At 72.1% G+C, this 18,967-nt stretch carries 15 protein-coding genes and 2 pseudogenes; 7 read left to right on the plus strand and 10 right to left on the minus strand.

Annotation, left to right across the window (positions count from 1 at the left end; genetic code table 11):
* Window positions 1-90 precede the first annotated feature (90 nt).
* From AC07A6_RS12075 to AC07A6_RS12085, 3 genes are read right to left on the minus strand one after another with little or no spacing between them, the layout of a single operon-like run.
* Window positions 91-1,362 (minus strand): ketosynthase chain-length factor, encoded by a 1,272-nt coding sequence (locus tag AC07A6_RS12075; protein WP_478777035.1) that lies wholly within the window; start codon window positions 1,360-1,362, stop codon window positions 91-93.
* The gene (locus AC07A6_RS12080) at window positions 1,359-2,630 is read right to left on the minus strand and encodes a beta-ketoacyl-[acyl-carrier-protein] synthase family protein (RefSeq protein WP_362465472.1); all 1,272 of its coding nucleotides are present in this window, start codon (window positions 2,628-2,630) and stop codon (window positions 1,359-1,361) included. The genes AC07A6_RS12075 and AC07A6_RS12080 overlap by 4 nt, the downstream gene beginning before the upstream one ends.
* Complete coding sequence (locus tag AC07A6_RS12085; RefSeq protein WP_362465469.1) at window positions 2,627-3,820, minus strand: DegT/DnrJ/EryC1/StrS family aminotransferase; 1,194 nt, start codon at window positions 3,818-3,820, stop codon at window positions 2,627-2,629. The genes AC07A6_RS12080 and AC07A6_RS12085 overlap by 4 nt, the downstream gene beginning before the upstream one ends.
* A 174-nt stretch (window positions 3,821-3,994) precedes the next feature.
* Here AC07A6_RS12085 and fabG point away from each other — a divergent pair, with 174 nt between their 5' ends.
* A complete protein-coding gene (fabG, locus tag AC07A6_RS12090; RefSeq protein ID WP_478777036.1) occupies window positions 3,995-4,792 on the plus strand; it encodes a 3-oxoacyl-ACP reductase FabG in 798 nt (265 codons plus the stop codon).
* A gap of 39 nt (window positions 4,793-4,831) precedes the next feature.
* Here the strand turns inward: fabG and AC07A6_RS12095 are convergent, their stop codons facing one another.
* The 5 genes and pseudogenes from AC07A6_RS12095 to AC07A6_RS12115 all read right to left on the minus strand — a co-directional run bounded on the left by AC07A6_RS12095 (window position 4,832) and on the right by AC07A6_RS12115 (window position 9,518).
* Entirely contained in the window at window positions 4,832-5,617 is a 786-nt protein-coding gene (locus tag AC07A6_RS12095) for an AfsR/SARP family transcriptional regulator (protein ID WP_362465463.1), read from the minus strand.
* A 240-nt stretch (window positions 5,618-5,857) separates the two neighbouring features.
* Window positions 5,858-6,802 (minus strand): aromatase/cyclase, encoded by a 945-nt coding sequence (locus AC07A6_RS12100; protein WP_478777037.1) that lies wholly within the window; start codon window positions 6,800-6,802, stop codon window positions 5,858-5,860.
* A gap of 173 nt (window positions 6,803-6,975) precedes the next feature.
* Window positions 6,976-7,101, minus strand: a pseudogene (locus AC07A6_RS12105) (ketosynthase chain-length factor); the annotation flags it as partial.
* Between the two features lie 437 nt (window positions 7,102-7,538).
* A complete protein-coding gene (locus tag AC07A6_RS12110; protein ID WP_362465458.1) occupies window positions 7,539-8,138 on the minus strand; it encodes an aminotransferase class I/II-fold pyridoxal phosphate-dependent enzyme in 600 nt (199 codons plus the stop codon).
* Window positions 8,139-8,273: 135 nt separating this feature from the next.
* Window positions 8,274-9,518 carry an MFS transporter gene (locus AC07A6_RS12115; RefSeq protein ID WP_478777038.1) on the minus strand — a complete coding sequence of 415 codons (1,245 nt, stop codon included), beginning with the start codon at window positions 9,516-9,518 and terminating at the stop codon, window positions 8,274-8,276.
* Window positions 9,519-9,804: 286 nt separating this feature from the next.
* Here AC07A6_RS12115 and AC07A6_RS12120 point away from each other — a divergent pair, with 286 nt between their 5' ends.
* From AC07A6_RS12120 to AC07A6_RS12145, 6 genes and pseudogenes are all read left to right on the plus strand, one after another.
* Entirely contained in the window at window positions 9,805-10,701 is an 897-nt protein-coding gene (locus AC07A6_RS12120; protein WP_478777039.1) for an MBL fold metallo-hydrolase, read from the plus strand.
* Between the two features lie 36 nt (window positions 10,702-10,737).
* Window positions 10,738-11,142: pseudogene (locus tag AC07A6_RS12125) on the plus strand (beta-ketoacyl synthase N-terminal-like domain-containing protein); the annotation flags it as partial.
* Window positions 11,143-11,176: 34 nt separating this feature from the next.
* Window positions 11,177-11,635: a beta-ketoacyl-[acyl-carrier-protein] synthase family protein gene (locus AC07A6_RS12130; protein WP_478777061.1), complete on the plus strand. Its 459-nt coding sequence runs from the start codon at window positions 11,177-11,179 to the stop codon at window positions 11,633-11,635.
* Window positions 11,636-11,676: 41 nt separating this feature from the next.
* Complete coding sequence (locus tag AC07A6_RS12135) at window positions 11,677-12,135, plus strand: nuclear transport factor 2 family protein (RefSeq protein WP_478777062.1); 459 nt, start codon at window positions 11,677-11,679, stop codon at window positions 12,133-12,135.
* A gap of 84 nt (window positions 12,136-12,219) precedes the next feature.
* The gene (locus AC07A6_RS12140) at window positions 12,220-13,131 is read left to right on the plus strand and encodes an NADP-dependent oxidoreductase (protein WP_362465443.1); all 912 of its coding nucleotides are present in this window, start codon (window positions 12,220-12,222) and stop codon (window positions 13,129-13,131) included.
* Between the two features lie 79 nt (window positions 13,132-13,210).
* Complete coding sequence (locus AC07A6_RS12145; protein ID WP_386271023.1) at window positions 13,211-13,801, plus strand: NADPH-dependent FMN reductase; 591 nt, start codon at window positions 13,211-13,213, stop codon at window positions 13,799-13,801.
* 123 nt (window positions 13,802-13,924) lie between these two features.
* Here the strand turns inward: AC07A6_RS12145 and AC07A6_RS12150 are convergent, their stop codons facing one another.
* Together AC07A6_RS12150 and AC07A6_RS12155 are read right to left on the minus strand one after the other, a co-directional pair.
* Complete coding sequence (locus tag AC07A6_RS12150; protein WP_478777040.1) at window positions 13,925-17,776, minus strand: amino acid adenylation domain-containing protein; 3,852 nt, start codon at window positions 17,774-17,776, stop codon at window positions 13,925-13,927.
* 247 nt (window positions 17,777-18,023) lie between these two features.
* A complete protein-coding gene (locus AC07A6_RS12155; RefSeq protein WP_362465478.1) occupies window positions 18,024-18,965 on the minus strand; it encodes a ribose-phosphate diphosphokinase in 942 nt (313 codons plus the stop codon).
* Window positions 18,966-18,967 lie beyond the last annotated feature (2 nt).

Here is an 18,967-nt window from a genome sequence, read left to right on the forward strand (position 1 = left end):
GCCGCCGCCGGCCGGGTCCGCGCGTACGCGTGCCCGTGCCGGCGGCGGCCGTGGGTGTGGCGGGGTGTGCCGGGGCCGTGCGGGGGCGGTTCAGCGGCCCCGGAGCACCATGGCCGCGTTGAAGCCGCCCCGGCCGCGGGCCAGGACCAGGGCCGTGCGCAGCCGTTCGGGCCTGCGGACCTCGGTCACCAGGTCGATCGGGCAGTCCTCGGCGGGCGGGCCGGTGTGGACGGTCGGCGGGATGACCCCGTCGCGCAGGGAGAGCAGGGCGGCGGCCAGGTCGAGGGAGGAGCCGCCGGAGGCGAGCCGGCCCGTCATGGTCTTGGGGGCGGTGACGGGGACCGCGTACTCCCCGAAGAGGCCGGCGATGGCGCGGGCCTCGTCCCGGTCGGCGTCGCGGCGTCCGGCCGCGTCGGCGAAGACCACGTCGACGTCGGCGGGGGTGAGTCCGGCCTCGCGCAGGGCGAGCCCGGCGGCTGCGCCGAGGCGGGGGGCGCCGCCGGAGCCGGGCGGCGGGTCGAAGGTGGCGGCGTACCCGGCGACGGTGCCGTAGGGCTCGGCGCCGCGTTCCCGGGCGGCGTCGGCGTCCTCCAGGACGAGCAGGGCGCCGCCCTCGCCGACGACGTGTCCGTCGGCGTCGGCGGAGAAGGGCCGGTAGGCGCGAGCGGGGTCCTCGGCGGTGGTCAGCTCGCCGGTGGCCAGGTGGGCGGCCCAGCCCCAGGGGCAGAGCGAGGAGTCCATGCCGCCGGTGACGAGCAGCCGGATGCCCTTGCGGATCTGGCGGCGGGCCTGGGCGACCGCGTCGAGTCCGCCGGCCTGCTCGCTGACGATGACGCTGTTGGGTCCGCGCATGCCGTTCCTGATGGAGATCTGGCCGCTGTTGACGGCGTAGAACCAGGCGAAGGACTGGTAGGCGCTGACGTACTGGCCGCCCTTGCTCCACAGGGCCTGGAGTTCGCGCTGGCCGAACTCGTAGCCGCCGGCGGAGTTGGCGGTGATCACTCCGGCGGCGAAGTCCGGCAGCTGTGCCGGGTCCACGCCGGCGTCGGCGAGGGCCTCGTCGGCGGCGGTGAGGGCGAGCCGGGTGACCTGGTCGGTCTGCGGGAGCAGCCGGCCGGGGAGGTGCTCGGCGGGGTCGAAGCCGGGGACCTCGCCGGCGAGCTTGGCCGGGTACCGCGCGGCGTCGAAGCGGGTGAGGGGGCGGATGCCGGTCTCGCCGCGCAGGACGGCGGCCCACCAGGCCTCGGTGCCCAGGCCGTTCGGGGCGGCGACGCCGATGCCGGTGACGACCGGTGCGGCGGGGGCGGCGGGTCCGGCGGGGGCGGGGGCCGTGTCGGTGGCGGTGGCGGTGGCGGCGCTCATGCGGCATCTCCCGGACGCGGGCGGGTCAGGATCATGGCGCTCTGGAAGCCGCCGAAGCCGCTGCCGACGCTGAGCACGGTGTCGGTGCGGTGCTCGCGGGCGGTCAGCGGGATGTAGTCCAGGTCGCAGGTCGGGTCGGGGGTGTGCAGGTTCGCGGTCGGCGGGACGGTGTTGTGCTCGATGGCCAGGGCGCTGGCGGCGACCTCCAGGGAGCCGATGGCGCCGAGGGAGTGGCCGATCATCGACTTGATGGAGCTGACCGGGACCTCGTAGGCGTGCTGTCCGAGGCTGCGCTTGAAGGCGGCCGTCTCGTGCCGGTCGTTCTGCTTGGTGCCGGAGCCGTGCGCGTTGACGTAGTCGACGGCGGTGGCGGGCAGGCGGGCCTCGTCGAGGGCGACGGTGATGGCCTCGGCCATCTCGCGGCCCTCGGCCTTCAGGCCGGTCATGTGGTAGGCGTTGCCGCGGCTGGCGAAGCCGGCGATCTCGGCGTAGACGTGGGCGCCGCGCCGGCGGGCGCTCTCCAGCTCTTCCAGGACGAGGACGGCGGAGCCTTCGCCGAGGACGAAGCCGTTGCGGGTGGCGTCGAAGGGCCGGGAGGCGGTCCCGGGGTCGTCGTTGCGCGGCGAGGTGGCCTTGATGGCGTCGAAGCAGGCCACGGTGATGGGCGAGATGGGGGCCTCGGTGGCGCCGGTGACCATCACGTCGGCGCTGCCCTCGCGGATCAGCTCGACGGCGTGGCCGATGGAGTCGAGTCCGGAGGTGCAGCCGGTGGAGACGAGGGAGACGGGTCCCTGGGCGCCGACCCGCCAGGCGACTTCGGCCGCCAGCGAGCTGGGGACGAAGTAGTCGAACAGGTGGGGGACGGCGAGGGTGTGGTCGACCTCCCAGGTGGAGCCGCCCCGGCTGACCGCCTCGTACTCGACGTCCAGGCCGGTGGTGCAGCCCACCGCGCTGCCCAGGGTGACGCCCGTGCGCGTCGGGTCGAGGGCGGCCGGGTCGAGGCCGCTGTCGCGGATCGCCTCGTCTGCGCTGACCAGCGCGAACTGCGCGGCCCGGTCGAGGCGTGCGACGTCCTCGGGGGTGAATCCGTGGGCGAGCGGGTCGAAGTCGACCTCGGCGGCGATCCGGGAGCGGAAGCCCGAGGCGTCGAAGAGGCTGATGGCGCGGGTCGCGGTGCGGCCGGAGGTGAGCCGGGCCCAGTACGCCTTGGCGCCCACTCCCCCGGGTGCGACCACGCCGATCCCGGTGATGACGACGCGTCGGTTCATGGGGTGTCCTTCACGGTGAGTCCTTCTTCTGAGCCGGCTTCGGCGAGCCGTGTCCGCACGGCCCTGCGCAGGGAGCCGATGACGGCGGCCACGTCCTCGTCGCTGAGGCCGGGGTGCAGGGGCAGGCGTACGGTGCGGTCGACGGCCCAGTCACAGGCGGGCAGCCGGGGCGGCGCGTGCTCCCCGGTGGTGTCCTGGGGCCCGAACCGGTGGAGGGGCGCGTAGTGGGAGGTGGTGTCGATCTCCTCGGCGAGGAGGTCGCCGACGACCTTGTCCTTGATGGCGGGGTCGAGCTGCACCCAGTAGAGGCAGTGGGTGGTCTCCTGGCCCTCGGGCAGCGGCGGGGGCGTCAGCAGTCCCTCGGTGCCGGCCAGCTCCCGGTCGTAGCGCTCGGCGATGCGGGTGCGCCGTTCGACCATCTCGGGGAGGCGGCGCAGCTGTACCTGGCCGATGGCGGCGGTGAGGTCGTTGCCGACGATGCCGCGGCCGTACTCGGGCGGGGGCGTCCGGCCGGCCGCGGAGTCCACGGAGGCGTGGCCGAAGCTGGTGGCCCGGACCAGGCCGCGCTGGGCGAGGAGCCTGGTGCGCGCGGCCCGCTCGGGGTCCTTGGCGTACACCATGCCGCCGTCGCCGGTGACGATGACCCGGCCCGGGTCGAAGCTCCAGACGGCCAGGTCGCCGAAGGTGCCGGCGGGTACGCCGCCGACGCTGGAGGCGACGGAGCAGGCGCCGTCCTCGATCAGGAGGACGCCCAGTTCGCGGCAGCGGGCGGCGATGCGGACGACGTCGCCGGTGCGGCCGCCGTAGTGGAGGAGGAGGACCGCCCGGGTGCGTTCGGTGAGGACGGCCTCGATGTCCTCCAGGGACGGGTTGAGCGAGCGGCGGTCGACGTCGCAGAAGACCGGGCGGCCGCCGCGTCCGGCCACGGCCTCGGCGGTGGCGGGCAGGACGATGGAGGGCAGGACGACCTCGTCGCCCTCCCGGAGGTCGAGGGTCTCGACCGCCAGGTGGAGGGCGGTGGTGCCGGAGCTGGTGAAGACGACGTGGTCGGCGGGGATCCCCAGGTGTTCGGCGAAGGCCTCCTCGAAGGCCCTGGTGCGCCGCCCGTTGCCGAGCCGGCGGTCGTGGAACACCCCGGCGACCGCGTCGAGTTCCTCCGCCCCGACCTGGGGCTGAAACAGGTTGATCATGGTCGCCTCTCGCGTACGGGTGTCCGTCCGAGCTTGTGAACAGCCGCTCGACGGCCTCTGGAGCCCCGGTGGTCCCTTCCGCCGGGGTGCGGCCCAGGGCGTTTCGAGCCCCGCTCCATCGGGGTGCCGGAAGCTCCGCGTGCGTCGACATCCGAGATTCGCCGAGGAGTTCACATGCCGGAGCAGGACCAGGGCCAGGGCAAGCGCGTAGCCGTCGTCACGGGAGCGACCAGCGGCATCGGCCTGGAAGTGGCCCGCACGCTGGCCTCTTCGGGGCACCGGGTGTTCATCGGTGCCCGGGACGCGGACAACGTGGCCCGGACCGTGAAGGAGCTGGCCGCCGAGGGGCTGGAAGTCGACGGCGCGAGCCTGGACGTCCGCAGCGGTGAGGACGTGCGGGCCTGGATCGAGGCGGCGGTGGAGCGGTTCGGCACCATCGACGTGGTGGTCAACAACGCCGGCCGTTCGGGCGGCGGGGTCACCGCGGACATCGCCGACGAGCTGTGGAACGACGTCATCGAGACCAACCTCAACAGCGTCTTCCGCGTGACCCGCGAGGCCCTGAACGCGGGCGGCCTGCGGGCCAAGAACCGCGGCCGGATCATCAACATCGCCTCCACCGCCGGGAAGCAGGGCGTGGTCCTGGGCGCCCCGTACTCGGCGTCCAAGCACGGCGTGGTGGGCTTCACGAAGGCGCTGGGCAACGAGCTGGCCCCGACCGGCATCACGGTCAACGCCGTCTGCCCCGGCTACGTCGAGACGCCGATGGCCGAGCGCGTGCGCCAGGGCTACGCCGCCGCCTACGACACCACCGAGGAGGCCGTGCTGGAGAAGTTCCAGGCGAAGATCCCCCTCGGCCGGTACTCCACGCCGCAGGAGGTCGCCGGGCTGGTGGGCTACCTGGCCTCCGACACGGCCGCCTCGATCACCTCGCAGGCCCTCAACGTCTGCGGCGGCCTCGGCAACTTCTAGGCCCCCGGCCCCCGCCCGGCCGGCGCCGTCCGCCCCGTTTCAGGTGCGGGCCGGCGCCGGCTCCCTGCGGAGGGCCGTTCCGAGCAGGCCCGCCTGGAGCCGCTTGAGCTCGGCGGAGGGCTCCAGACCCAGTTCGTCGGCGAGCAGCCCGCGCACCTTCTGGTAGGCCTGGAGGGCTTCCGCGCGGCGGCCGGCGGCTCCGAGCGCGGCGATGAGCCGGCTGTGGAACCACTCGTGGAGCGGGTAGTCGTTGATGAGCTTGCGCAGTTCCGGGATGGACTCGCGGTGCCGTCCGAGGCGCTCCTGCGCCTCGATGCGGGTCTCGAAGGCCCGGATGCGCAGCTCCTCCAGGTGGACGACGTGTCCGGCGAGGACGTCGCCGGCGGGGAAGTTCGACAGGGCGGGCCCGCGCCAGAGGTCGAGTGCCTGGCGGACGGTGCGCAGCGCCCTGGACGGCTCGTCCTCGGCGAGTTCGTGACGGGCCCGGGTGACGAGCCGTTCGAAGATCCGGACGTCGACTTCGGAGTCGTCGACCTGGATGGCGTAGCCGGCCGGACTGGTGACGATCAGGCAGCGGTCGGCGGGGAGCAGCCGCTCCTGGGTGAGCATCCGGCGGGCGTGGTAGACGTACGTCTGGAGCGTGGTGACGGCGCTGCGCGGCGGGTTCTCGCCCCACAGCTCGCGGATGAGGGCCTCGGCCGTGACGATCTCGCCGGGGCGGGTGAGCAGCAGGGCGAGCGTCTGGCAGACCTTGGGGGTTCCGGGCTGGTAGGTCCTGCCGTCGTCGGTGACGATCTCGAAGGGGCCGATGAGATTGAAGCGCATGGAAGATGACTCCTCATCAGCGGGGACGGCTGCCGTCCGAAATTACGAAAAGTCTCTTGTGCGCTGAATATGCCCGTCAACCGCCGTTATGTCAGGACACGGTCAATCTGCGTCAGGTTTCAGCCACCCGCGGCCGGATCCGACCGCCCTCGGACGACGACAACGGCGGCGACGGCAACGCCGCCGCCACGCCGGATGGAGTCCAGCAGCTCCACCCGGCTCCGGACGCAGTCGGCGGGGTCAGGCCCTGTTCTCGGCGTAGGCCTTGGCGTGGCCGAGGGTGGCGCGGCTGTTCGCGCTCACCGCGGTGCGCACGTACTCCCTGGCGTCCTCGACGGTCGCCTGCTCGCCGAGGACCCTGGCGATGTTGGCGGTGTTGAGGGTGATGGTGTGCTGCGAGGACGCCGCCACGCCGTCCTCGTTCTCCGTGAAGGTCCAATAGCCGGTGTGCAGGGCCATCAGCCCGGGCAGGGTCGTCTGCTTGTAGGCGATCTTCCGGTGGGGGAAGGTGACCCGGTAGGACTTGGTGGTGTGCAGCGAGCCGTCCTTGGCCCGGGTGTCCATCTCCAGCTCCTGCAGCCCCGGCGTGTCCTCCACCAGCCGGACCGCCGCCACGTGCGGCAGGCGCTCCTCCCAGCGGTCGGCCTCGTTGACGAAGTCGTAGACGTCCTTCGCGGAGCCGTCGATCCGCACGGTGTCCTCGAAGGAGAACGTCAGTTCCTCCGCGGCGTGCGCCAGTTCGACGTTCGTCTTCAGCGCGGCCAGCTCGGACTTCGAGTTGCGGTCCACGGCCTCGTCGATCCACGCCAGGCCGTCGGCGTCGTCGTCCACGGCCCGGTAGTCGTGCAGCAGGCGCACGCGGGACTCGCCCGCACCGAGGGGCTCGATGATCCAGGTGCCGCCCATGGCGGCGATCGGCGGTGCCGTGACCTCCTGGCGGAAGGTGATCCGCAGGCCCTCGGGGTCCAGGGTGCGGCGGGAGGTCCAGTTCTTGGCCTCGCCGTTGGCCGTCGCCCAGATGCGGATGCGCTCCTCGTTGGGCCCGGTCGGGGTGTGGTCGACGTGGATCGTCGGCGGGAAGATCCGCGGCCAGTTCGTGACCTCGGCGATCAGGCGGTAGACGGCGGCGGCCGGAGCAGAGATCGTGATCTCGTGCTCGACCTCGCGCAGGCCGGGCTGCGGCATGCTCGTGGCTCCTTGGGAGTGGGAAGGGTTCGGACGGCCGCCGCGCCTGGGCTTCGGCGGCCACGGTGCTGCTCCGGTGTGACGCGTCAGGCGTCGACGGAGACCTTGAGGTGCTGGTGCTCGGACAAGGGGGATCCCTTCGCAGGGCAGGGAGAAGGAACCGGCTCGGGCCGTCAGTCGACGGCGCGCAGGAGGGCGGCGGAGTTGAAGCCGCCGTGGCCGCGGGCCAGGACGAGCGCGGTGCGCACGGATGCGGTCCGGGAAGGCCCGGTCACCAGGTCGAAGTCGTAGTGGGGCGAGAGCGGGGAGAGGTATCCGCCGGCCAGATGTGCGGCCCACCCGAACGATCAGACCGGGGCGTCGAAACCACCGGCGCTGCCCTCCCGCTGTGCTGCACCGGATTCCTCGTCCATCCTTGAACCGGGCTCCGGGAACAGCGCACCGGATCCTGATGACAAGGTTCTTCGGCCGCGAGCGACCGTTCAATGCCACCGGATTCAGGAGTAGGTCAGGTTCCACAAGGCCCCGTCCGGCGCCTCGGGAGGCGGCCAAGGAAAGGTCAAATGCCGGTAGAAGGGCCGCATCGGCCCCGGCCGGACGGACACTGCGGGAAGCAGAGCGCGCGGACGCGTCAACGGCGTCAACGGTGCCGCACCGTTAACGCCGTTAACGCCGTTGACGCGTACCCCGGTGGCCGGGCGGGCGGCCCCCACAGCGGGCAGGCGACGGTTCCGGCTTACCCGAAGCCGCTGGACTGGGCGAGGCCGCGGTAGGCGGGGCGGCGGACCCGGTAGACCTGCTCCGGGTCCGTGACGAGGCCCTTCATGGCGTCGAGGCCCCACTTGGCGAGGTCGCCGAAGGGGGCGACGGAGCGGGCGGCGTCCTCGATCAGGACGATGCCGAGCCGGCGGCAGCGTGCGGCGATGCGCTCGATGTAGCCCGGGTGGCCGCCGTCGTGGAGGGCGACGACGGCCCTGGTCCGCTCGGTGACGGCGGCCTCGATGTCCTCCCAGGTCGGGTTGAGCGTGCGCGGGTCCACGTCGCAGAAGACCGGCCGGCCGCCGTGGGCCAGGACGGCGTCGGCCGCGGCGAGGAAGCTCCGGGAGGGCAGGACGACCTCGTCGCCGTCCTGGAGGCCGAGCGCCCCGGCGGCGAGGAACAGGCCCGAGGTGGCCGAGTTGACGAAGGCGACGTGGCCCGGCGCGCCGAAGTGTTCGGCGAAGGCCGCCTCGAAGGACTTCGTCCGTGGTGCGTGCCCGAGCCGCCGCTCCTCGAAGACCCCGGCGACCGCTTCGAGCGCCTCGGCGCCGGCCTGGGGCTGGAATAGGTTGATCATGTGCTGCCTCTCCCGTCGGGTGTCACGGAGAGCCTGCGGACTTCTGCTCGACGTTCGGTCAAGTTCCGGTGGCGCCGCGCTATCCCGGCACTTGAGTCCGCAGCGCACGACAGCGCCCCCAGGGCCTCAGGGGCCTCAGGCGGCCGTGCTGCCGGACGGCGCCGTCTGCCGGGGCTGCGGCCGGGCGGCCGGCGCGGCCTGCCGTGCCGCCCCCGGCTTCAGGAACAGCAGCACGAGCAGCACCAGCGCGCACAGGGCTGCGGCGGCGACGAAGCCCACGGTGATGGAGGTGGCGCCGACCAGGGGGCCGACCACCACCGGCGCCGCGAACTGTCCGGCGAAGTTGGCCGTGCCGGAGAGCGCCATGGCCCGGCCGCGCATCGCGGCGGGCGCGGTCTCGCCGATCCACATGGCCAGGGCGGGTACGGAGATCCCGCTGCCGGCGCCGAAGAGCAGGGCCGCCAGGGCGAGCGGCACGGCGTGGCCCGCCGATGCGCCCACCACGAAGGCCAGGCCCCACAGGACGAGCGCGCAGCGCAGCAGGGCCACGTAGCCCATGGCGGCACGCAGCCGCCCGTAGAAGAGGCCCGATCCGCTGCCCGCCAGCGAGAGGCCCGCCGTGATCGCCGCGATGACGAGCGGGTCCTCCACGCCGATCTGGTCGAACCGCTGCGGCAGGAAGACGATCAGGACGTACAGCAGGAAGGAGGAGACCAGGGAGAGGGCGTACATGCCCAGCAGCCGGGGGGTGGTCCGGAACAGGCCCATGGTGCCGCCGCCCGGGGCGCCGCCGGTCGCGGGGATGCGCGGCATGGTGAACAGCATGGCGATGCCGACGGGGATGCCGACGAGGTAGATGGCGAACGGGCCGTGCCAGGACCGGACCGCGAGCACGCCGGCGATCAGCGGCCAGACCACGCCCCCGAGCCCGATGGCGGTGGAGCGCCATCCGGCGACCCTGTCGCGCTCCGGGCCCTCGAAGAGCGCCATCAGCGCCACCGTGGTGCCGGTGAACACCGCGGCCGCGCCGATGCCGAACACGAACCGGCTGGCGATCAGCACGGCGTACGAGTCGGCGAAGAGGCCCGCTCCGCCCGCGACCCCGTACAGCACCAGCCCGGCGGTCATCGGGGTGCGCAGGCCCCACCGGTCGACCGCCCAGCCGACGAAGGGGCTGGTGATCGCCAGGGACAGGCCGTGGGCGGTGAGGATCAGGCCGGCGGCGGTGCCGCTGACACCCAGGTCGGTGCGGATGGTGGCCACGACGGGGGCGAGCACGGTGCCGGCCATCACGGTGAGGGTGGAAGCGAGGAGGAGCGCGGAGAGCGTCATCGTGCGACGGCCCGCGCCGGGGAACGGCGTGGACGTGGTCGTGTCCAAGGCGGGTCCTCCGGATTTCAGGGTGGTGCGGAGCAGTGTCCCCATGCTTCAAGCTGAAGCACACTTGAGGTCAAGGCCGCCCCCGCGAGCGCCGCCGTGCCGGCCACGAGCCGAAAGCCCAAACCTCGACCATGCGCAGCGACGGTCGAGAAGCGCTCGAACTCCCCCCAACTCCCCCACCCGGATTGACAATTCGACGTCAAGGCGGGTTGTGCGCAGGCCGGGCATGAGTTCCGATGTCGACATTCGAGTCGAGACCGGCCATGACTGCGAGGGGAGAAGTTCCATGACGGCGCGCCTGGACGAGATCGCGGACGGCGTGTTCGCCTACGTCCAGCCCGACGGGGGCTGGTGCCTGAACAACGCCGGGTACATCGTCTCGGACGACCGGCCCGTGCTGATCGACACCGCCGCGACGCACGACCGCGCCCTGGCCCTGAAGCGGGCCGTCGCCGAGGTCGGCCCGGCGCCCCGGTTCGTCGTCAACACCCACTCGCACGGCGACCACACCTTCGGCAACTCCCTGTTCACGGACCGGGCCGTCGTGGTCGCCCACGAGACCACGCGCGTCGAGATGGAGACCGTGGGACTGCACCTGACGACCCTCTGGCCCGAGGTGTGCTGGGGCGACCTGTCGGTGGAGCTCCCCGGGCTGACCTTCCGCGACGGGCTGCGCCTGGACACCGGCACCGCGCAGGTCGAGCTGATCGCGCTCGGTCCCGCGCACACGGCCGTCGACACGGTCGCCTGGCTGCCCGGGCAGAGCGTGCTGTTCGCGGGGGACCTGCTGATGTCGGGGACCACCCCGTTCTGCCTGATGGGGTCGATCTCCGGTTCCCTCGAAGCGGTCGCGGCGATGCGGGCCCTCGGGCCGCGGACCATCGTGGCCGGGCACGGCCCGGTCGGGGGGCCGGAGCTGCTCGACACCGCCGAGCGCTACTTCCGGTGGCTCCAGGACCTGGCCCGCGACACCGCCGCCGCCGGACTGTCGCCGCTGGAGGCAGCGCGCGAGACCGACCTCGGCGAATGGGCGGGGCTGCTCGACTCCGAGCGGCTGGTGCCCAACCTCCACCGGGCGTACGCGGAGCTCCACGGCGCGGAGCCCGGAGCGGCCCTGGACATCGGGGAGATGTTCTCCGGCATGGTCGCCTTCCACGGCCGGCTCCCGGCCTGCCACGCCTGATCGGTGCCCGCGGCCCGAGACGAAGGAGAGCCGGCCATGAGCAGGCGAGCAGTGATCACCGGCATCGGCGTGCGGACGCCGGGCGGCAACGGCCGGAAGGAGTTCTGGGACCTGCTCACCGCGGGGCGCACCGCCACCAGGAGGATCTCGTTCTTCGACGCCTCGGGCTTCCGCTCCCAGGTCGCCGGCGAGGCCGACTTCGACGCCGCGGCCGAGGGGCTGACCCCCGACGAGATCCGCCGCATGGACCGCTCCACCCAGTTCGCGGTGGCGAGCACCCGCGAAGCCGTCGCCGACAGCGGACTCGCGTTCGGCGGCGTCGACCCCCACCGCATCGGCGTCAGCCTCGGCAGCGCCGTCGCCGCCACCAGCCTCGAGAACGAATACCTCGTCATGTCGGACCGCGGCCGCCGGCGGACCGTCGACCCCGACCACCTCTCCCCCCGCCCGCGGCGCCCGGCAGGTCTACGGCGAACTGACCGGCTACGCCGCCGGCTTCGACCCGGCCCCCGGCTCGGACCGCGGCCCCGCCCTGGGCCGGACCGCACGGGCGGCCGTCGCGGACGCCGGGCTCGGCCCGGCCGACATCGACGTGGTGTTCGCCGACGGGGCGGGCGTACCGCACCTGGACGCCGCCGAGGCCGGGGCCCTCACCGCCCTGTTCGGCCCGCGCGGGGTCCCCGTCACCGTGCCCAAGGCGCTCACCGGGCGCCTGTACGGGGGCGGCGGCCCGCTGGACGTCGCCACGGCACTGCTCGCACTGCGCGACGGGGTCATCCCGCCCACGCACGGCCTGTCCGGCCCGCCCGAGGCGTACGGCATCGACCTGGTCCGCGGCGAGGCACGGGAGCTGCCCCTGCGCCACGCGCTGGTCCTCGCCCGCGGCCGGCACGGCTTCAACTCTGCCGTCGTCCTGACGGCCTCCGACGGCTGATCACCCCCGCCCGCCCCCCTCCGACACCAGGAGACCCGACCATGACCACGAGCATGACCACGACCACGACCACGGCCGGCCACTCCGCCGTATCGGCCGACCTCTACCTGCGGGTCCAGCACTTCTACGCGCACCAGATGCAGCACCTCGACTCCGGCAGGTTCGAGGAGTACGCCGCCACCTTCACCGAGGACGGCGAGTTCCAGCATTCCCCGGGCGTCGAGCCGGCCCGGACCCGGCCGGGGATCGTCCGCGAGCTCGTCGCGTTCCACGAGCGGTTCGACAACGACCCGGTGCAGCGCCGCCACTGGTTCAACCACATCGCGCTGGAGCTCCAGGAGGACGGCACCGTCTCCTCCACCGCCTACGCGCTCGTGGTGAACGTCCGCCCCGGCGGCAAGCCCGAGATCACCCGCAGCTGCGTCGTCCACGACACCGTCGTCGACGGCCCGGAGGGCATCCTCCTGAAGTCCCGCCGCGTCACCCACGACGAGGGTTGACCTCAAGTTCACTTGAGGTCCTAAGTTGATCACGAAGGCCCCGACGGGCCGGCTGAACAGCACTTTCCCTGAGGAGCGTTGACGATGAAGGCTGCGGCATTCCACGCGTTCGGCGGACCGGAGGTCCTGGAACTGCTCGACCTGCCCACCCCGGTGGCGGGGCCCGGCGAGGTCCGGGTCCGGGTGAAGGCGGCGGGTACGCAGCCGACCGACTGCGCGGTGCGCACCGGATGGAACCCGCCCGGTGTCACGATCACGTTCCCGCACGTCACGGGCGGCGACTTCGCCGGCGTCGTGGACCAGGTCGGCGAGGGCGTCACGGGCCTCGCGGTGGGCGACGAGGTGCTCGGGTACCGCCTCCAGGGCACGTACGCCGAGTACCTGACCGTGCCGGCGGAGCAGGTCGTCGCCAAGCCGGCCGGTGTTCCGTGGGAGGTCGCCGGTTCCCTGTCCGCCTCGGGTCAGACGGCGCACACCGTCCTGGAGGACCTGAAGGTGTCCGCGGGCGAGACCGTGCTGATCAACGGTGCCTCGGGCGGCGTCGGCACCATCGCGGTGCAGCTGGCCGTGCTGCGGGGCGCCAAGGTCATCGCCACCGGCCGGGAGGACAACCACGCGTACCTGCGCGAGCTCGGCGCGGTGCCGGTGACGTACGGCGAGGGCCTCGCCGACCGCGTCCGGGCCCTCGCGCCGGAGGGCGTCGACGCCGCCCTGGACACGGCCAGCGCCGACGGCCTGCGGGTGGCGGCGGAGCTGGTGGAGGACAAGGACCGGGTCGGCACCATCTTCGCCTTCGGGGTCCACGAGGAGCTCGGCGTGCGGTGGCTGAACAGCCGGCGCAACGCGCAGCGGCTGGGCGAGCTGGCCGCCCTCGTCGACAGCGGGAAGCTGCGCGTCCACGTCCGCCGGACCCTCCCCCTGGCCCAGGCCGCCGAGGCGCACCGCGAGCTGGAGACCGGCCACGGCCGCGGCAAGATCGTCCTGCTCACCGACTGAGCCGGCCGCCCTCCCCGCCCTGCCCCCACCCCCACCCCCACCCCCCTTCGTCATCCCAGCAACGGAAAGAGGTACCCCCATGTCCGGCAGCCCCCTCAAGGTCGGTGTCCTGGTCGGCAGCGTCCGCACCGGCCGTTTCGCCGACAAGGTCTCCCGCTGGTTCGTGTCCGAGGCCGCCCAGCGCGACGACATGGAGATCCACGTCATCGACCTGTCGGAGCCGGCGCTCGTCGAGGAGCTGAAGCTCAGCCTCGACCCGCTCGGCACCTCCACCGCAACGCCCGGCCTGGCGGCCCGGATCGACGCCCTCGACGCGTTCGTCGTCATCACCCCGGAGTACAACCACGGCTACCCGGCCTCGCTGAAGCTCGCCATCGACTACGTCTACGCCGAGTGGCGCGCCAAGCCGGTGGCCTTCGTCTCGTACGGCGGCGTCGCGGGCGGTCTGCGGGCCGTCGAGCAGCTCCGGCAGGTCTTCGCCGAGGTGCACGCCGTGACGGTGCGCGACACCGTGAGCTTCCACAACCCCTGGCAGCGCTTCGACGACGAGGGCCGGCTGCTCGACGACGACGGCGGCAGCTCGAAGGCCGCGTCGGTCCTCCTCGACCAGCTGGCCTGGTGGGGCGTCACCCTGCGCGAGGGACGCGCGGCGCGGCCGTACGGGTCCTGAACCGGCGGGCCGGCGCGGCGGGCGCCGCGACCGGCGCCGTCCGCGTCGCCGGAAACGCGAAAAAGCGGCCACCCCGCCGGATTCCTCCGACGGGGTGGCCGCTACGGCGTCACCTGTCCGCGATCACTCGCCGAGCAGGTAGCGGATGTGCTTGACCAGCTCGCCGATGTCGTCGCGCAGCAGGCTGTAGTGGTCGGCGTCGAGGTCGATGACCGTCGGCGGCTCGGCCGAGTAGCCGCTGCTGTTCTCCAGGAACGAGTAGTCGTCGCCCACGGCCTTGAAGATGCTGATCGGCGCCTGGAGGGTGCGCTCGGCCAGCTCGTGGAAGGAGTACTCGAACTCGTAGGTCTGGCCCACGACCGAGATGATCCGGCGGGCGAGGTCGACGTCGATGCCCTTGAGCTCGCTGATGAACTCGGCGAAGGAGTCCTCGTCCGTCACGGTCTCCAGGCACCGGTCGAGGTCCGGGCCGGAGATGGTGCCGGTGAACACCGAGAAGAGGATCGTGGTGTAGCCGCGGTTGGCGAAGGACGCCTCGCGGCCCCACACCTTGCCGTTCTCGGCGCGCACCTTCGGCGAGCCGGGGGCGATCAGGAAGAGGTTGTCCACCTTCTCGCCGGCCTGCTCCAGCTGGTACGCGGTCTCGAAGGCCACGCGGGCGCCGAAGGAGTAGCCCCACAGGGTGTAGGGGCCGGTCGGCTGGAGCTCCTTGAGGGCCTCGATGTCCTTCTTGGCCATCTCGGTGATGGTCTCGTACGGGGTCTCGCCCTCGTTGATGCCGTAGGACTGGACGCCGTAGAACGAGCGGCCGAGGCCGATCTCGCCGGCCAGGCTGCGCAGGTTCATCGGGTAGCCGCCCAGACCCGGCCAGCAGATCACGGGCCGGGCCTTGCCGGTCTCCGCGTGCAGGCGGACGAAGCGCGAGGACTCCTGGGCGACCTCGCGCTCCAGGCGGCGGGCCAGCTTCTCGATGGTCGGGGACTCCAGGACGCTCTGCAGCGGCAGGGAGACGCCCAGGCGCGAGTTGAGCTCGCGGACGAGGCCGACGGCGATGAGCGAGTTGCCGCCCGACTCGAAGAAGTCGTCCTGGACGGAGGCGTTCTCGCGGCGCAGGGACTTCTCCCAGACGGCGGCGATCTCCTTCTCGGTCTCCGTGCGCGGGGCGACGAAGGGGCGCTCCACGAGCTCGGCGTTGACCTGGTCGGAGACGGAGAGCGCCTTGACGTCGATCTTGCCGTTGGCGGACAGCGGCAGCCGGTCGAAGACCACAACCCGGTTGGGGATCATGTAGTCCGGGAGGAAGCTGACGAGGTCGTCGCGGATCAGCTCGGCCGGACCGCGCATGTGGACGCTGTCCTCGCGCATGCCCTCGTGGCCGAGCTGCTCGTCGCTGACGCGGCCGCCGACGAAGAAGTACATCGGACCGCCCTCGACGCCGTTCTCGGCGAGGACGGCGTCCATGCGGCGCGAGGCGGGCAGCGGGTTGCCGGTCTTGGAGCTGTAGCCGGAGGACATGAAGCCCAGGTTCAGCCCGTTCATCATCAGGTGCTGGAGCTTCTTGCCGAGGGTGATGTACTTCAGCCACTCCTCCTCGGCGCGGCTGTAGACGCTGATGCCGAAGCTGGCGGCCTGGTAGACCGACTGGTTGATCGCGATGACGTGCTTCTTGAGGACGATGTCGTCCGAGAAGCGGGTCAGCGCGCCGTTCTCGTAGCGGTACTGGCCCTCGGGCAGGCCGGCGACCTTGCCGCCGTGCGTCTGGACGTAGACCTCGGCGTGGTCCTCGCGCGGGCCCTCGTTCGGGACCAGCTCGAAGGTGCCCAGGTAGTAGTCCTCGTCGGCGACGTCGAGCAGCTCGCGGACGGCCGGGTCGTAGGCGCGGTCCTGCACGTCGAGACCGTAGGCCGGCAGGATCTGCTCGAAGAGGCCGAGGATGTGGCCGGTCTCGATCTCCAGGACTTCCTGGATGTTGTTCTTGTAGACCGGCTCGATGCCGCTCTTCTTGCCGATGAAGTGGATCTGCGCCGTGGGCCTGCCGGTGGCGGCCCGCTCGCTGATCAGGACGAGCTGGTGGCGGACCGGCTGGTAGTAGTAGTAGCCCGGCTTGAGCCCGCCGACGCCCTCCAGCTCGAAGTACATCTGCGTCGCGTACAGCGCGCCCGGGGAGGCGTAGCCGTACTTCGGGAGCAGGCGCTCCTCGCTGATGTACTGGCCGAACCAGCGCAGGATCTGGCCCAGTTCGGAGGGGGCCAGGTCGGCCGCCTTGCGGGAGTAGGCCGCGGTGACCTTGGAGCCGAGCAGCTTGAGCAGGTCGTCCTGGCTGACCGCGCCGCCCTCGTAGAAGCGGTAGGTCTTGCGGGCGAAGACCCGGGCGCGCTGCTCGGGGGTGGGCTCGGAGCCCTCCAGGTCGAAGGCCGGGCGGGCGGCGAGCTCGGCGTCGTCGCGCAGGCCCGGGTTGGACAGCTGCGCCTTGACCTGGAGCTTGCTCTTCTTCGAGGCGTGGTGGGAGCCGTGGTTGCCCTGGTCCATCAGGGCGGCTTCCTTCTCGCTCAGCTCGATGCAGGCGATCAGGTTCTGGAAGCCGGTGCGGCCGTCGTTCTTGACGATGACGGCGGCGTTGCGGACCCAGTCGTGGTTCTCGATGGCCAGGGATATCTCGTCCAGCTCGACGCGGTAGCCGCGCAGCTTGACCTGGTTGTCGGCGCGGCCGGCGAACTGCACGGTGCCGTCGGCGTTCCACTGGCCGAGGTCGCCCGTCTTGTACAGGCGGACGGGCTCGGCGCCCTCCTCCAGCTCGATCCGCAGGAAGCGCTCGGCGGTCAGGTCGTCGCGGTGCAGGTAGCCGCGGGCCAGCTGGATGCCGCCGATGTACAGCTCGCCGATCTCGCCGACGCCGACCGGCTTCAGGTTCTCCTTGCCGAGGATGTGGTACGTGGTGCCGTGGACCGGGGCGCCGATGGAGATGGACTGCGGGCCCTCGTCCAGCTCGGCGGGGTCGACCACGAACGAGGACGAGTTGATGGTGGTCTCGGTCGGGCCGTAGACGTTGATGAGGGCCCGGCCCGGCATCTCCTGCGTGGCCTGGATCGCCAGCAGGCGGGAGAGGGCCTCGCCACCGGAGAAGATCTGCTGGAGGGAGACGCACTCGGGGAACTTCTCGGTGTCGATCAGGCCCTGGAGCAGGGTCGGGACGCACTGGAGGGTGGTCACGCCGTGCTTGACGATGGTCTCGATGAGGCCCTCGGGGTCGGCGTAGACGCCGGGGGCGCCCATGACGACGGTCGCGCCGTTGGCCGGGGAGAGGATCTCCCACTGGGCGGCGTCGAAGCTCATCGGGGTCTTCTGCAGGATGACCTTGCTGCGGTCGATGCCGTAGGTCTCGCGCAGCCAGCCGAGCTGGTTGACGATGCTGCGGTGCTCGATCATCACACCCTTCGGCTTGCCCGTGCTGCCGGAGGTGTAGATGACGTACGCGAGGGTGTCCGGGCGGGCGTCGCCGCCGGCGACGGGGGCCTCCTGGCCCTCGGGGCGGACGAAGGCCTCGGACTCGCGCAGGGTCACGATGGTGACGTCCTGCGGGGCGAGTTCGCGCAGGCGGGACACCAGGCGCTGCTGCGCCAGGATGATCTTCGCCTCGCTGTTCTCGATCATGTAGCGGAGCCGGTCCTCGGGGTACTCCGGGGACAGCGGCAGGTAGGCGGCGCCGGCGCCCAGGATGCCCCACGCGCCGACCATGAGGTCGAGGGAGGGCTCGACGAAGAGGCCGACGCAGTGGTCCGCCGAGACGCCCAGGTGCCCCAGGTAGTCGGCCAGGGCCGAGCTTCTGGACGCCAGCTCGCGGAAGGTGAGCTTCTCATCCCGGTACGCGACGGCGATCGCCTCGGGGTGCTCGGCGACGCGCTCGGCGAGGAGGCCGGGCAAGGTGGTGGTGCCGCGCAGGGTGGGGTCGAGCACGCTGGTCTCCTGAAGAGTCATTTCCCGCTTCCTTAAGTTCCGTTGTGGAGCAGCGGGCGCCGTCGAACGCCCCCGCGAACCGGGCTCCGCGGAGCGGCGGGCCCGGTGTCAGTGGCCGGGTTGACTGCCCGGCCGGATGAAACCGAAGAACTGAGGGGCGCAAGGCAGAGCCTCACCACCCGGAAGAACCGGAACGGCGCGGTGCGTGCTGCGGCCGCCTCCCCCAACGGACGGACCGGGCCCCCATCGACCCCGCCCGTCCGGGCGATCACCGGCTCCGCAGGAGCCGGGTTACAGATCCGTTCTCGAACACCTCTCGCGAGGCGCCCGCGATGAGCGGGGCGATCGACAGGACTGTCACCTTGTCGAGGCCCAGTGCTCCGGGCACCGGAAGGGTGTCCGTGAAGACGAACTCGCTGACGCGCGAGTTCTTCAGGCGGTCCGCGGCGGGGCCCGAGAGCACCCCGTGCGTGGCCGCCACGATGACGTCCCGCGCGCCCTGGGCGAACAGGGCGTCGGCGGCGGCGCAGATCGTGCCGCCGGTGTCGATCATGTCGTCGACCAGGACGCAGACCCGGTCGCGGACCTCGCCGACCACCTCGTGGGCCGTGACCTGGTGGGCCACGTCCTTGTCGCGCCGCTTGTGCACGATGGCCAGCGGAGCGCCGAGGCGGTCGCACCAGCCGTCGGCCACGCGTACGCGGCCGGCGTCGGGCGACACGACGGTGAGGTCGGCCGGATCCACCCTGGAGGCGATGTGGTCCGCGAGGACCGGCATGGCGAACAGGTGGTCCACCGGGCCGTCGAAGAAGCCCTGGATCTGGTCGGCGTGCAGGTCGACCGTCAGGATCCGGTCCGCACCCGCGGTCTTGAGCAGGTCCGCCACCAGGCGGGCCGAGATGGGTTCCCGGCCGCTGTGCTTGCGGTCCTGTCGCGCGTACCCGTAGAAGGGAAGGATCACGGTGATGCTGCGGGCCGAGGCCCGCTTCAACGCGTCGACCATGATGAGGTGTTCCATGATCGACTTGTTGATCGGGGCCGTGTGGCTCTGGATCACGAAGCAGTCCGCGCCGCGCACGGAGGCCTGGTAGCGGATGTAGATCTCGCCGTTGGCGAAGTCGACCGCCTTCGTCGGGACCAGCTCCGTGCCCAGTTCGGCCGCGATGGCCCGGGCCAGCGCGGGGTGCGCGCGTCCCGAGAAGAGCAGCATCT

This window comes from Streptomyces sp. NPDC044002 (assembly GCF_056434525.1).

Excerpts from the sequence above, each read along its gene's own strand:
- AC07A6_RS12110 (WP_362465458.1), bottom strand. The coding sequence starts at position 8,138 with ATGATCAACCTATTCCAGCCCCAGGCCGGCGCCGAGGCGCTCGAAGCG.
- AC07A6_RS12100 (WP_478777037.1), bottom strand. The coding sequence starts at position 6,802 with ATGCCGCAGCCCGGCCTGCGCGAGGTCGAGCACGAGATCACGATCTCT.
- AC07A6_RS12135 (WP_478777062.1), top strand. The coding sequence starts at position 11,677 with ATGACCACGAGCATGACCACGACCACGACCACGGCCGGCCACTCCGCC.
- AC07A6_RS12140 (WP_362465443.1), top strand. The coding sequence starts at position 12,220 with ATGAAGGCTGCGGCATTCCACGCGTTCGGCGGACCGGAGGTCCTGGAA.
- AC07A6_RS12145 (WP_386271023.1), top strand. The coding sequence starts at position 13,211 with ATGTCCGGCAGCCCCCTCAAGGTCGGTGTCCTGGTCGGCAGCGTCCGC.
- AC07A6_RS12075 (WP_478777035.1), bottom strand. The coding sequence starts at position 1,362 with ATGAGCGCCGCCACCGCCACCGCCACCGACACGGCCCCCGCCCCCGCC.
- AC07A6_RS12150 (WP_478777040.1), bottom strand. The coding sequence starts at position 17,776 with ATGACTCTTCAGGAGACCAGCGTGCTCGACCCCACCCTGCGCGGCACC.
- AC07A6_RS12095 (WP_362465463.1), bottom strand. The coding sequence starts at position 5,617 with ATGCGCTTCAATCTCATCGGCCCCTTCGAGATCGTCACCGACGACGGC.
- AC07A6_RS12120 (WP_478777039.1), top strand. The coding sequence starts at position 9,805 with ATGACGGCGCGCCTGGACGAGATCGCGGACGGCGTGTTCGCCTACGTC.
- AC07A6_RS12155 (WP_362465478.1), bottom strand. The coding sequence starts at position 18,965 with ATGCTGCTCTTCTCGGGACGCGCGCACCCCGCGCTGGCCCGGGCCATC.
- fabG (WP_478777036.1), top strand. The coding sequence starts at position 3,995 with ATGCCGGAGCAGGACCAGGGCCAGGGCAAGCGCGTAGCCGTCGTCACG.
- AC07A6_RS12080 (WP_362465472.1), bottom strand. The coding sequence starts at position 2,630 with ATGAACCGACGCGTCGTCATCACCGGGATCGGCGTGGTCGCACCCGGG.
- AC07A6_RS12085 (WP_362465469.1), bottom strand. The coding sequence starts at position 3,820 with ATGATCAACCTGTTTCAGCCCCAGGTCGGGGCGGAGGAACTCGACGCG.